This is a genomic window from Caulobacter zeae (genome assembly GCF_002858925.1).
Lineage (GTDB): Bacteria > Pseudomonadota > Alphaproteobacteria > Caulobacterales > Caulobacteraceae > Caulobacter > Caulobacter zeae.
In genome coordinates this window covers 1-11698 of record NZ_PJRS01000049.1, presented here as the reverse complement: position 1 = coordinate 11698, position 11698 = coordinate 1, and the positions used below count along the sequence as shown (strand labels likewise).

The window sequence follows — 11698 nt, the reverse complement described above, 5'->3', positions numbered from 1 at the left end:
AGCAACCGGTTACCGCTTCCGGTCAAGCTTCGAAGGCGACCTGAGCGGTGGTCAGGTCGTAGGTCGCCGGCACGATCTTCAGGCGGCCCTGGGCGATGCGCTCGGCCAGGACGCCGTCGGCGACCTTGAGGCGGGCTGCGATGTTGCGGGCGTTGCGGCGGGCGGCCGCGTCGTGCAGGTCGGCGGGCTTTTCGCCCTGGGCGTCGAACACCGCCGGCAGGATCGGCGCCAGCACGGCCTCGAACACGCCGGTGGGGCGGCTCTTGCGGGTGGCCGCGTCGACGGCGGCCCCGACCACGCCGCACTTGGTGTGGCCCAGCACCACGACCAGCGAGGCGCCCAGCGTATCGACGGCGTAGACGATGGCGCCCAGCGCCTCGGGGCCGACGGTCGGGCCGGCCGCGCGCAGCACGAAGAGGTCGCCCAGATTGCAGTTGAACAGCAGTTCCGGGGCCACGCGGCTGTCGCTGCAGGCGACGACCACGGCGAACGGCCGCTCGGCCGCGGCCATCTCGCCGATGCGGGCCGCGGCCGGCAGGACGAGGCTGGCGCCGCCGCGGGCGAAGATGGCGTTGCCCTGCTTGAGCCGGCCCAGCGCCTCGTCGGGGCTGATGCTGGGGACGGGCTTGGCGGGTTGCACCTGCACGCCCGAGACGGCGGTCGGGTCCTCGGGCTCCGCGCCGTCCAGCGGCTTGACCGTCTTCAGCGCCTTGTCGAGGGCGGCCTTGTCAGTGGGCTGGGTCGCCAGGGCCTTGGCGGTGCGGCGGGCCTTGGGCTTCCAGACCGGCGGGGTCCGGGTCTCCTGGTAGCCTTCGGCATGGGCCAGGACTGGGGCCAGGACGGGGGCTGCGAGGCCGGCGGCCAGGCCGCCCAGCAGGATGCGTCGAGAAACCATGGTCGCCCCCGGAAACGATAAGAACGGCGCGACCCTAGGGGCTGGGGGTTAACCGGAGGCCAAGCCGGGTTCAGAGCGGCAATTCGACGCGCTTGACCACGGTGCGCATGGCGATCGACGAACTGACCCGCACCACGCCGGGGATCCGAGTCAGTTCCTGGCTGTGGACGCGCTCCAGGTCGTCGACATCGGCCACGACCAGCCGCAGCAGGTAGTCCGAGCCGCCGGTCATCAGGTAGCACTCGGCCACCTCGCGCACATTGGCCACGGCCTTCTCGAAGGCGGTCAGGGCGCCTTCGGCCTGGGACGACAGGGTGACGGTGACGAAGACGCTGAGCGGCAGGCCCACGGCCCGCTCGTCGATCACTGCGGCGTAGCGGCCGATGACCCCGGCGTCCTCCAGCGCCCGCACCCGGCGCAGGCAGGCCGACTCCGACAGGTTGGCCGCCTTGGCCATGTCCACGTAGCTGGCTCGGCCCTCGCGCTGGAGCAGGCGGAGGATCTTTCGGTCGAACACATCAAGCGTGACCGGGGATTTCTTCACCAAATGGCTCCGTTTACGCAGGATTCCTGCATACCACGTTCTCTGAAGGACGAAAGAACCAAGAAACATGCGAACGTAGAGGCGTACACCAGCGTTAAAGCTAAAAAGCGAGGAAACATCATGCGCGTTGGCGTCCCCTCCGAGATCAAACCGGGCGAACACCGGGTCGGTCTGACCCCCACCGCCGTCCGCGAATATGTCGCCCACGGCCACCAGGTGCTGGTGCAGCAGGGCGCAGGGCTAGGCGCCGGCTATGCCGACGAGGCCTACGTCAAGGCCGGCGCGAGCATCGCCCCCGACGCCGACGCGGTGTTCTCGGGCGCCGAGATGATCGTCAAGGTCAAGGAACCGCAGAAGGTCGAGTGGGAACGCCTGACGCAGCGCCACATCCTCTTCACCTACCTGCACCTGGCGCCCGATCCGGCCCAGACCGAGGGTCTGCTGAAGAGCGGCTGCGCGGCCATCGCCTACGAGACCGTCACGGACGCCAAGGGCGGCCTGCCGCTGCTGGCCCCGATGTCGGAAGTGGCCGGCCGGATCGCCGTGTTCTCGGCGGCCGAGACCCTGCTCAAGCACAACGGCGGCATGGGCCTCCTGCTCTGCGGCGTGCCCGGCGTGCCGCCGGCCCGCGTGGCGGTGCTGGGCGGCGGCGTGGTCGGCTCCAACGCCGCCCGCATGGCCGCCGGCCTGGGCGCCGAGGTCGTGGTGCTGGAACGCTCGATCCCGCGCATGCGCGAACTGGACGACCTTTATCAAGGCCGCATCCTCACCCGCTACTCGACCCTGGACGCGGTGGAAGAAGAGATCCTCAAGGCCGACGTCGTCATCGGCGCGGTGCTGACGGCCGGCGCCGCTGCGCCGAAACTGGTGCGCCGCGAGCACCTGTCGCGCATGAAGCCGGGCTCGGTGCTGGTCGACGTGTCGATCGACCAGGGCGGCTGTTTCGAGACCAGCCACCCGACTACCCATGCCGAGCCGACTTATACGGTCGACGGCGTCGTCCACTACTGCGTGGCCAACATGCCCGGCGCCGCGCCGCGCACCTCGTCGGACGCCCTGGGCAACGCCACCCTGCCGTTCGGCCTGGCCCTGGCCGACAAGGGTCTCGACGCCCTGGAGGACAACGTCCACCTGGCGCGCGGCCTCAACGTGCTGGGCGGCAAGCTGACCCACCCGGCCGTGGCCCAGGCTCTGGTCAAGGACTTCGTCGACCCGTTCGGCGTCTGGGGCGGCTCGAAGCTTTAAGTGAGTGATCCTCGCCCTTCGACAGGCTCAGGGTGAGGATCAATTCAAAGGCCGTTGAGTGGAAACCTCACCCTGAGCTCGTCGAAGGGCGAGGTTTCCCCGGGCCCTTACAGCCCCGCCATTTCCTCGATCACCTTCAACGCCGCTTCGCGCGGGTCGTTGGCGGCGGTGATCGGGCGGCCGCAGACGAGGTGGCTGGCGCCGGCCTTCAGGGCGTCGGCCGGGGTCGCGGCGCGGGCCTGATCGTTCTTGGCGGCCCAGAACGGGCGCACGCCCGGCGTCACCACCAGGAAGTCCGGACCGCCGATCTCGCGGGCCAGGGCGGCTTCGTGCGGCGAGGAGACGATGCCGTCGACCCCGCACTCGATGGCCTGGCGGATGCGGCGCTCGACCAGGGCGCGGGCGCTGAAGGCGTAGCCCATCTCGATCAGGTCGGCGTCGGTCAGGCTGGTCAGCACGGTGACGGCCAGGATCTTCAGGTCCGAGCCCGCCTTGGCCTTCACCGCCGCCTGCATCACCTGCGGCTCGGCGTGGACGGTCAGCAGGTCGCAGCCGGCCCCGGCCAGCACCCGGGCCGAGCGCTCCACCGTCGCGCCGATGTCGTGCAGCTTCCAATCGAGGAACACCTGCTTGCCGGCCTTCTTGAGGTCGCCGGCGAAGGCCATGCCATCGGTGGCCAGCAGTTCCAGGCCGATCTTGTAGAACGAGGCGGCGTCGTCGATGCGCTCGACCATTTTCCGGGCGTCGGCGACCGTGGGCAGGTCCAGCGGGATGATCAGGCGCGGATCGGCGGACATGGGCAAGCTCCGGTGTTGGCGCGCGAGGCCGCATCGCTCTAGAGAGAGCGACGTTTCCCGCACAGTCATGAAGGTTGAGGACGTCGAATGAGCCAGGCCGAACTCGCCGTCAACTTCTTCGTCGCGCTGTTCGCCCTGATCGACCCGATCGGCAACGTGCCGCTGTTCGCCGCCGCCACCATCGGCGCGGCCTCGGCCGGCCGGCGGATGGTGGCCGTCTATATCGGCCTCTTCGTGCTGGCCTTCCTGGTGTTCTTCTACTTCACCGGGGTTTCCCTGCTGGAGTTCTTCGGCATCTCGATGCCGGCCTTCCGCATCGCCGGCGGCATCATCCTGTTCATCCTGGGCCTGGACATGGTGCGCGACGACTTCACCACCATGTTCGCCGACGCCGCCGAGGGCGAGACCGAGCCGCTGTCGGCGCGGGTCTACGCCAAGAAGCGCTTCGAGCGGCTGATCGTGCCGTTCGCCATGCCGCTGCTGATCGGTCCGGGCGCGATCTCTACCGTGATCATCTACGCCAGCGAGGCCAAGCACCTGGGCCTGGCCGGCATGGCCCTGGGCGTGGGCGTCATCGCGGCGGTTTCGGTGGTGCTGGTCGCCACCTTCTGGGCCGCGCCGGTGATCAGCAAGGTGCTGGGCCGCATCGGCATGAGCATCGTCGTGCGGGTGCTGGGCCTAATCCTCTGCGCCCTGGCCGTGCAGTTCGTGCTGATCGGGGTGGGCGATGCGACGCGCGGCCTGATCCGGGCGGACGCGAAGGCGCCGTACGCGGCGGAGAAGTAGGAATGATAGTTCCTCCCCCGTGAAACGGGGGAGGGGGACCGCCCCCCGAGTCGCGCGAAGCGCGCGCCCGAGGACAGGCTCCGCGGTGGAGGGGGCGAGGCTGGGCTCTGTGCCGGCCGTCGCCCCCTCCGTCACGCTGCGTATCCGCAGCGCGCCACCTCCCCCGCTAAAGCGAGGGAGGAGCTTAAGAGCTCAGACCTTCCGGAATTTCCCGCCCTGGCTGGCGATCAGGGCCAGGGCCCATTCGTCGGGGATGAGCTTGGCCAGCACGGCGATGGCCTTGTTGGGCGCGCCGGTGACGCAGACCGGGCGGTTGGCCTCGGCCGCCTCGTAGCCGGCGGCGGCGACCTCGTCGGCGCCCATCCACATCCAGGCCGGCAGGCTCTGGCTGACCTGGGCCCGGGTGCCGTTGACGTCGTGGAATTCCGACAGGGTGAAGCCCGGGCACAGGGCGCTGGCGTGCACGCCGTTGGAAAGGTTCTCCAGGTGCAGGCTCTGGGAGAACTTCACCAGGAAGCTCTTGGTCGCCGCATAGAGGGTGTGGCCGGCCGAACCGGGCGCCAGGCCGGCCAGCGAGGCGACGTTGACGATGCGCCCGAAGCGGCGCTCGACCATGCCCGGCAGCACCTTGTGGGTCATCTCGCAGACCGAGGTCAGCATGACCTGCAGGAAGGCCGACTGGTCGGCCCAGCTGGTCTTGTCGAAGGTCCCGGGCAGGCCGTAGCCGGCGTTGTTGACCAGGGCGTCGATCTCGCGGCCCTCGGCGGCGACCGCCGCCAGCACCGCGTCGACGCCGCCGGGATCGGCCAGGTCGGCGGAAATCGCATAGGCCTCGACCCCGAAGCGCATCCGGATCTCGGCGGCCAGCGACTCCAGCCGGTCGAGCCGGCGGGCGGTCAGGGCCACGTCATAGCCGTGGCTGGCGTAGATGCGGGCGAAGGCGGCCCCGATGCCGGCGGAGGCGCCGGTGATCAGGGCGAGGCGGCGGGCCATGGAGTCGAAGGTCCTGCAAGCAAAGCGTCACAGGAGTCGAGCACGCCCGCCGATCCGGTTCAAGCGGGGGCGGAGGAACGACCTGGGGGAGGGCGGGGGCGGTCGTTCCTCCGCGAAGGCGCGCCCCCCGGGGGAGGGGTAGGGCGCGCCCGATGCCTGAAGCCTTAGGCCGCGTCGCTCAGCGCCGGTTGGGCGCCGCGGGTCCAGCGGACGGCGGCCTCGGCCACGCGCACGCCCAGCAGGCGGGCGGTCTCGCGGTCGCCGGCCGGCGGGGTGATCTCCGGCGAGGCGTTGTCCGACTGGGCGGCGACGCCGACGAACGAACCCACGCGGTTGATCGTCTCGGGACCGCGCTCGGCGGCGGTGACGGCCGGCGGGGCGATGCCGAGGTTGATCCAGTTCATGCCGTGCTGGGCGGCCAGGATCGTCAGGCTGGCGAGGGCGTGGCCCTTGTCGCCGGCGAAGCTGTGCGAGTTGGTGAAGCCCGCGGCCAGCTTGTCTTTCCAGCCGCCGGTGAAGAACACGGCCGAGCTGGCGTCGGCGAAGACTTTGAACACGCCCGAGACGTCGCCCATGTAGGTCGGCGCGCCGAACACGACGGCGTCGGCCTCGGTGATGGCGTCGAGGATGGGCTTGAAGTCCTGGGCGGCGCTTTCGATCTGCAGCAGGACCGGGGTCTGGCCGGCGTCGCGGACGCCTTCAGCAACCTTGTCGGCGAGCACGGCGGTGTGGCCGTAGCCCGAGTGATAGACGATGGCGACCTTGGTGGTCATGGCGGTGGTCCCCTCAAGGAGAATGATGTTGTCCGAACAGGAACTGTATCGGTAGCGATTACGTAATAGCGCCCGCCATCGGCGCCAGGGGATCAGCAACAATTTCGGGTGCAGTTTTTCTGCGAGGGCCTTTAAGGCGCTCTCGGGCCGTCCGCCCGAGGGGTCAGGCGCTCTTCAGGACGGCCTCGCGCTCGGCCGGGTCGGCCAGCAGGTCGGCCACCGAGATGCGCGACAGGCGCTCGGCGGCGGCGGCGTCGGCGGCGATCAGGGCCGCGCGGACGGCGTCGGGGATACGGGCCCCGACCGGGCAGCCCTTCACCCCGGGCGGGGCGGTGCCGAGGTTGGCGCAGCCGTGGACGGCCCGCAGCACGGTGTCGAGGGTGATGTCCTGGGCCGGCTTCAGCAGCCAGGCGCCGCCGTTGGCGCCGGCGCGCGCGCCGATCAGTCCCGCCTTGCCGAGCATGGCGGTGACGCGCCGCACCACCACCGGATTGGTGGGGACGGAGGCCGCAAGTTCGGCGCTGGCGACGGCGCGGTCGGGGCTGAAAGCCTCCTTGTGCGCCAGATAAGCCAGGGCGTGAGCGGCGACGGGGAACTTCTGACTGTCGGACATGATCTTCTGTAAGTCCGGAACGTAAGGGGGGAACGCACGCGTTGAAACAAAAACCGTCACCGGTCCGCGGCCAAGGTGGCGATTGAACCCGGATCGGATTGGGTGTATCGCGCGCCGCTTGATCGATATGGGGCTTCGCGCGAGATTTTCGAGGGCGCGGTCCCGGAGGGATTGAATGGCTTCCGAAGCCTCCGGCGTTTCGAACACTGAGAACGCCTCTGTCGCGGCGTGCGACATTCCCCAGCAAGCGGGTTCGAATGGTCACGGTCCCAAGGGCCATGGCACGTTCGCGCTTGCGCTGGGCTCCGTCGGCGTCGTGTTCGGCGACATCGGCACCAGCCCGCTCTACGCCTTCAAGGAGGCGCTGCACGCATCGGCCGCCGACGGCGTGACCCGGGCCGAGATTCTCGGCGTGGTGTCGCTGGCCCTGTGGGCGCTGATCCTGGTCGTGACGATCAAGTATGTGCTGTTCATCATGCGCGCCGACAACAAGGGCGAGGGCGGCGTTCTGTCGCTGATGGCCCTGGCCCAGCGCGCCATGGGGCGACGCACCGCGCTGGTCTTCGGCCTGGGCGTGATCGGGGCGGCGCTGTTCTACGGCGACGCGGTGATCACCCCGGCCATGTCGGTGCTGTCGGCCGTCGAAGGCCTGCGGACCATTCCGGCGCTCGAGCATTCGATCAGCACCGAGGCGGTGCTGCTGATCGCCACGGTTATGCTGCTGGGCCTGTTCTTCATCCAGAGCCGCGGCACGGCCAAGGTCGGCCAGCTGTTCGGTCCGGTCTGCGCCGTGTGGTTCACGGTCATGGCGGTGCTGGGCGTCTACAACCTCCTGGCCCACCCGGGCGTGTTCCGCTCGATCAACCCCTACTACGCCGTCCACTTCCTGCAGCACCACGGCATGGCCGGCTTCATCGTGCTGGGCGCGGTGTTCCTGACCGTGACCGGCGCCGAGGCCCTGACCGCCGACATGGGCCACTTCGGCCGCTGGCCGATCCAGGCCGCCTGGCTGTTCTTCGTGCTGCCGTGCCTGGCCCTGAACTATCTGGGCCAGGGGGCGCTGGCCCTGAACACCCTGATCGAGGCCGAGCGGGCCGGCGTGCCGTTCCCGGAACTGAACTGGTTCTTCGAGATGGCGCCCGACGTGCTGCGCCTGCCTCTGGTGATCCTGGCCGGCGCGGCCACGGTCATCGCCAGCCAGGCGGTGATCACCGGCGCCTTCTCGCTGACCCAGCAGGCGATCCAGCTGGGGCTTCTGCCCCGTATGGACGTGCGTCGCACATCGGAGACCCAGTCGGGCCAGATCTTCGTGCCGCAGCTCAACACCATGCTGCTGCTGGGCGTGCTGGCGGTGATGTTCACCTTCAAGACCTCGTCGGCCATGGCCCACGCCTACGGCCTGGCGGTGACCGGCACGATGGTCGTCACGACCGCCATGGCCTTCATCGTCATGCGCCAGTTGTGGAAGTGGCAGTGGACGGCGGCCCTGGCCTTCCTGATCCCGTTCATGACGCTGGACCTCGTTTTCCTCAGCGCCAACGCCCTGCGTTTCTTCACCGGCGGCTGGCTGCCGGTGCTGATCGGGGCTGCGCTGTTCACGATCATGGCCACCTGGGTGCGCGGCAGCCAGATCCTCAGCGAAAAGACCCGCCGCGACAGCGTGCCCCTGGCCGACCTGATGGAGATCCTGCGGGCCCGCGCGCCCCACCGCGCGCCCGGCACGGCGATCTTCCTGACCTCCGACCCGGACATGACCCCGGTCGCCCTGATGCACAATCTCAAGCACAACAAGGTGCTGCACGAGCGCAACGTGGTGCTGACCGTGCGCACGGCCGAGACGCCGCGCGTGCCCGAGGAGGACCGGATCAAGACCTTCAAGGTCAACGACGACTTCAAGAAGGTCGAGATCTACTACGGGTTCATGGAAAGCCCGAACGTGCCCAAGGCGCTGGCGCTGCTGCGCAAGCAGCAGGGGCTGAAGTTCGACATCATGGCCACCAGCTTCTTCCTCGGCCGCCGCTCGATCGTGCCGTCGGCCAATTCGGGCATGCCGTTGTGGCAGGACCGGCTGTACATCTTCCTGATGAAGAACGCGGCCAACCCGACCGACTTCTTCAAGATCCCGCCCGGCCGCGTCGTCGAGCTCGGCGCCCAAGTAACCGTGTAAGGCTGACTGCGTAGATGGATATTCTCGGCGTCATCGGCGACGTGCTCTGGATCCTGGCCCTGTCGATCATGGCCGGGGCCTCGCGCATGGCCTGGGGCAAGATCCCCAAGGGCGAGGCGACCCCGGTGGCGTGGTCGCCCAAGGGCGACACCCTGCTGCGCCTGCCGCGGGGACCGGCCCTGGTGCTGCTGCCGACCGGCGCCTTCGCCATCAGCCTCTACCTGCTGGTCGAGAGCCGCCAGGCCGACGACCTGACTCTGTCGATCATCATGCTGGGCCTGCGCGCCACTCTGGCGGCGATCTTCGCGGTCATCCACCTGACCCAGGTGCGGCGGGCGCTGAACCAGCTGGCCGAAGAGGGCAAGATCCGGCTCTAGGGCCGCTCGCCGACCCTGTTGTTTCCCTCGTCGCAAAAGCGCGCTAAACGCCCCGCGACTTTGTGTTTTCGCCTTCGACAAGGACCCCCGACATGGCCCAGAAGCCCGTCAAGAAGGTCGTGCTCGCCTATTCGGGCGGTCTCGACACCTCGATCATCCTCAAGTGGCTGCAGACCGAGTACGGCGCCGAGGTGGTGACCTTCACCGCCGACCTCGGCCAGGGTGAAGAGATCGAGCCCGCGCGCGCCAAGGCCCTGGCCGCCGGCGTGAAGCCCGAGAACATCTTCATCGAGGACGTGCGCGAGGAGTTCGTGCGCGATTTCGTGTTCCCGATGTTCCGCGCCAACACGGTCTACGAAGGCCAGTATCTGCTCGGCACCTCGATCGCCCGCCCGCTGATCGCCAAGCGCCAGATCGAGATCGCCCGCCAGGTCGGCGCCGACGCCGTCAGCCACGGCGCCACCGGCAAGGGCAACGACCAGGTCCGCTTCGAGCTCGGCTACTACGGCCTCGAGCCCGACATCACCGTGATCGCCCCCTGGCGCGAGTGGGACTTCAAGTCCCGCGAGGCCCTGCTGGAATTCGCCGAGAAGCACCAGATCCAGATCACCAAGGACAAGCGCGGGGAAGCCCCGTTCAGCGTCGACGCCAACCTGCTGCATTCCTCGTCGGAAGGTAAGGTCCTGGAAGACCCGGCGGTCGAAGCCCCCGAGTTCGTCCACATGCGCACGATTGCGCCGGAAGACGCGCCGGACCAGCCGACCATCATCACCATCGACTTCGAGAAGGGCGACCCCGTCGCCATCGACGGCGTGGCGATGAGCCCGGCGACCCTGCTGACCAAGCTGAACGAACTGGGCCGCGACAACGGCATCGGCCGCCTCGACCTGGTCGAGAACCGCTTCGTCGGCATGAAGTCGCGCGGCGTCTACGAGACCCCGGGCGGCACCATCCTTCTGGCCGCCCACCGCGGCATCGAGAGCATCACCCTCGACCGCGGGGCCATGCACCTGAAGGACGAGCTGATGCCGAAGTACGCTTCGCTCGTCTACAACGGCTTCTGGTTCTCGCCCGAGCGCGAGATGCTTCAGGCCGCCATCGACTACAGCCAGACCAAGGTGTCGGGCCAGGTCCGCGTGAAGCTTTACAAGGGCAATGTCACGGTCATCGGCCGCACCAGCCCCTACTCGCTGTATGACCAGGACCTGGTCACCTTCGAAGAGGGCAAGGTCGCCTACGATCACCGCGACGCCGGCGGCTTCATCAAGCTCAACGCCCTGCGCCTGCGCGTGCTGGCCAAGCGCGACCAGCGCGGCTGAGGCCTTCCGAAGCGTCGATCAGGAACGAGCCCCGCCGGAAACGGCGGGGCTTTTTTCTTTGCGGGCCAGGTCGTGATCGCCGCCATGATTGCGCCGCGAGGCGTCGCCACCTTTGCGGTATGGGCGGAGGGGCGGCGATGATCCGGGCAGGTCTGGTGGCGGTGGTAATGCTGGCGGCGGCGCCGGCGCTTGCGCAGGAGACGCCGGCCGTGGCCCAGGCGCGGGCCGACGCCGAGGCCCTGGTCGCCAGGCAAGCGCTGATCGAGGACCTGGGCGGCATGGGCGCAGTCGACCAGGCCACGCGGGTGACCTTCCTGAAGGTGCGCAAGACCGCCTCGCCGGAGGATCGCCAGGCGCTCGACGCGATCTGGAAGCAGCACTACGAGCCGATAGACATCAAGCACACCGAGCGCCTGAAGGGGCTGCTGGCCGGACGGGGCTGGTTCACGCCGGAAGAGGTCGGCCAGCGCGCCGCCGACGGGGCCTTCCACATCGTCAATCACTCGCCGGACCTGGCCTTCCAGAAGGAGGCCCTGGCCAAGATGGAGCCGCTGGTCGCCCAGGGACGTGCGCCGAGCGGCTATCCCAACCTCTATGACCGCGTCGCCGAACAGGAAGGCCGGCCCCAGCGCTACGCCACCCAGCGGGCGCGCTGCGTCGACGGCCGTCATGCCATGCCCGAGAATGTCGAGGACCCCGCCGGCCTGGAGAAGCGCCGCGCGGGGCTGGGGCTTCAGACCATGCCCGACTACCTGAAGGGCCTCGACGCCATGTACGGCCGCTGCGACCCGCCGAAGGGCTAGGAGGCTGAGCGTCCGTCCCGGCGGCGCCCAAGTTCACCCGACAGCCGCCTCAAAACCCGAGCTTCCCCGCGAAGGCGGGGACCCAAGCAGAGTCTGCGGGTCGTCCACGGCCGCGCCTCGTCCTGAAACGCGGCTTGGATCCCCGCCTTGGTGTTGTGTCCCGAGAGCTTGGCGAGGAGTTCGGCGGGAGCCTTGTGATCGAGGCATAGCAATCGGGTCTGATTGTAGAGCTCGACGAAGTTGAAGAGGAAGGCGTCGCGCTGGGCGTGATCAGCGAAGCGGTTTCGGCCGGCGTTCTTGCCCGACGCGGGATGGCCTCGCAGAGCCTCGGCCAGGCGTCGATTGAAGCGTTCGGCCATGCCGTTGGTCTGAGGGCGGTAGGGCCT

At 68.9% G+C, this 11698-nt stretch carries 13 protein-coding genes and 1 pseudogene; 7 read left to right on the top strand and 7 right to left on the bottom strand.

The genetic code is table 11. The features are described 5' to 3' along the window. Positions 1-22: 22 nt before the first annotated feature. Positions 23-895: a carbonic anhydrase gene (locus tag SGCZBJ_RS23405; protein WP_101720325.1), complete on the bottom strand. Its 873-nt coding sequence runs from the start codon at positions 893-895 to the stop codon at positions 23-25. Positions 896-965: 70 nt separating this feature from the next. Continuing rightward, positions 966-1439 (bottom strand): Lrp/AsnC family transcriptional regulator, encoded by a 474-nt coding sequence (locus SGCZBJ_RS23400; RefSeq protein ID WP_101720643.1) that lies wholly within the window; start codon positions 1437-1439, stop codon positions 966-968. 120 nt (positions 1440-1559) lie between these two features. On the opposite strand from SGCZBJ_RS23400, the gene ald reads away from it, so the two are divergent. Further along, positions 1560-2684 (top strand): alanine dehydrogenase, encoded by a 1125-nt coding sequence (ald, locus tag SGCZBJ_RS23395; protein ID WP_101720324.1) that lies wholly within the window; start codon positions 1560-1562, stop codon positions 2682-2684. Between the two features lie 107 nt (positions 2685-2791). Here the strand turns inward: ald and pyrF are convergent, their stop codons facing one another. Then, complete coding sequence (gene pyrF, locus SGCZBJ_RS23390) at positions 2792-3481, bottom strand: orotidine-5'-phosphate decarboxylase (RefSeq protein WP_101720323.1); 690 nt, start codon at positions 3479-3481, stop codon at positions 2792-2794. A gap of 87 nt (positions 3482-3568) precedes the next feature. Here pyrF and SGCZBJ_RS23385 point away from each other — a divergent pair, with 87 nt between their 5' ends. Next, the gene (locus tag SGCZBJ_RS23385; RefSeq protein WP_101720322.1) at positions 3569-4267 is read left to right on the top strand and encodes a MarC family protein; all 699 of its coding nucleotides are present in this window, start codon (positions 3569-3571) and stop codon (positions 4265-4267) included. 12 nt (positions 4268-4279) lie between these two features. Beyond that, positions 4280-4432, top strand: a pseudogene (locus SGCZBJ_RS26285) (TPM domain-containing protein); the annotation flags it as partial. Positions 4433-4459: 27 nt separating this feature from the next. On the opposite strand, the gene SGCZBJ_RS23380 reads toward SGCZBJ_RS26285, so the two are convergent. The 3 genes from SGCZBJ_RS23380 to SGCZBJ_RS23370 form a co-directional block, all read right to left on the bottom strand. Beyond that, entirely contained in the window at positions 4460-5260 is an 801-nt protein-coding gene (locus SGCZBJ_RS23380; protein WP_101720321.1) for an SDR family NAD(P)-dependent oxidoreductase, read from the bottom strand. Positions 5261-5424: 164 nt separating this feature from the next. Continuing rightward, positions 5425-6033, bottom strand: coding sequence for a flavodoxin family protein (locus tag SGCZBJ_RS23375; RefSeq protein WP_101720320.1), 609 nt, complete (start codon positions 6031-6033; stop codon positions 5425-5427). A 163-nt stretch (positions 6034-6196) separates the two neighbouring features. Further along, a complete protein-coding gene (locus SGCZBJ_RS23370; protein ID WP_101720319.1) occupies positions 6197-6646 on the bottom strand; it encodes an Rrf2 family transcriptional regulator in 450 nt (149 codons plus the stop codon). A gap of 175 nt (positions 6647-6821) precedes the next feature. Between SGCZBJ_RS23370 and SGCZBJ_RS23365 the strand changes: the two genes are divergently transcribed. From SGCZBJ_RS23365 to SGCZBJ_RS23350, 4 genes are all read left to right on the top strand, one after another. After that, positions 6822-8813, top strand: coding sequence for a potassium transporter Kup (locus tag SGCZBJ_RS23365; protein WP_101720318.1), 1992 nt, complete (start codon positions 6822-6824; stop codon positions 8811-8813). Between the two features lie 14 nt (positions 8814-8827). After that, positions 8828-9190: a hypothetical protein gene (locus tag SGCZBJ_RS23360; RefSeq protein WP_101720317.1), complete on the top strand. Its 363-nt coding sequence runs from the start codon at positions 8828-8830 to the stop codon at positions 9188-9190. Positions 9191-9282: 92 nt separating this feature from the next. Further along, the gene (locus SGCZBJ_RS23355; protein ID WP_101720316.1) at positions 9283-10509 is read left to right on the top strand and encodes an argininosuccinate synthase; all 1227 of its coding nucleotides are present in this window, start codon (positions 9283-9285) and stop codon (positions 10507-10509) included. A 137-nt stretch (positions 10510-10646) separates the two neighbouring features. Further along, entirely contained in the window at positions 10647-11312 is a 666-nt protein-coding gene (locus tag SGCZBJ_RS23350; RefSeq protein WP_133149317.1) for a DUF6624 domain-containing protein, read from the top strand. Here the strand turns inward: SGCZBJ_RS23350 and SGCZBJ_RS23345 are convergent. Further along, positions 11309-11698 (bottom strand): integrase core domain-containing protein (locus SGCZBJ_RS23345; RefSeq protein WP_205685469.1); only part of this gene is annotated, 390 nt, incomplete at its 5' end. The genes SGCZBJ_RS23350 and SGCZBJ_RS23345 overlap by 4 nt on opposite strands.

What these genes read in the sequence shown, in the direction of transcription:
- SGCZBJ_RS23405 (WP_101720325.1), bottom strand. Translation starts at nt 895, where the DNA reads ATGGTTTCTCGACGCATCCTGCTGGGCGGCCTGGCCGCCGGCCTCGCA.
- ald (WP_101720324.1), top strand. Translation starts at nt 1,560, where the DNA reads ATGCGCGTTGGCGTCCCCTCCGAGATCAAACCGGGCGAACACCGGGTC.
- pyrF (WP_101720323.1), bottom strand. Translation starts at nt 3,481, where the DNA reads ATGTCCGCCGATCCGCGCCTGATCATCCCGCTGGACCTGCCCACGGTC.
- SGCZBJ_RS23385 (WP_101720322.1), top strand. Translation starts at nt 3,569, where the DNA reads ATGAGCCAGGCCGAACTCGCCGTCAACTTCTTCGTCGCGCTGTTCGCC.
- SGCZBJ_RS23380 (WP_101720321.1), bottom strand. Translation starts at nt 5,260, where the DNA reads ATGGCCCGCCGCCTCGCCCTGATCACCGGCGCCTCCGCCGGCATCGGG.
- SGCZBJ_RS23375 (WP_101720320.1), bottom strand. Translation starts at nt 6,033, where the DNA reads ATGACCACCAAGGTCGCCATCGTCTATCACTCGGGCTACGGCCACACC.
- SGCZBJ_RS23370 (WP_101720319.1), bottom strand. Translation starts at nt 6,646, where the DNA reads ATGTCCGACAGTCAGAAGTTCCCCGTCGCCGCTCACGCCCTGGCTTAT.
- SGCZBJ_RS23365 (WP_101720318.1), top strand. Translation starts at nt 6,822, where the DNA reads ATGGCTTCCGAAGCCTCCGGCGTTTCGAACACTGAGAACGCCTCTGTC.
- SGCZBJ_RS23360 (WP_101720317.1), top strand. Translation starts at nt 8,828, where the DNA reads ATGGATATTCTCGGCGTCATCGGCGACGTGCTCTGGATCCTGGCCCTG.
- SGCZBJ_RS23355 (WP_101720316.1), top strand. Translation starts at nt 9,283, where the DNA reads ATGGCCCAGAAGCCCGTCAAGAAGGTCGTGCTCGCCTATTCGGGCGGT.
- SGCZBJ_RS23350 (WP_133149317.1), top strand. Translation starts at nt 10,647, where the DNA reads ATGATCCGGGCAGGTCTGGTGGCGGTGGTAATGCTGGCGGCGGCGCCG.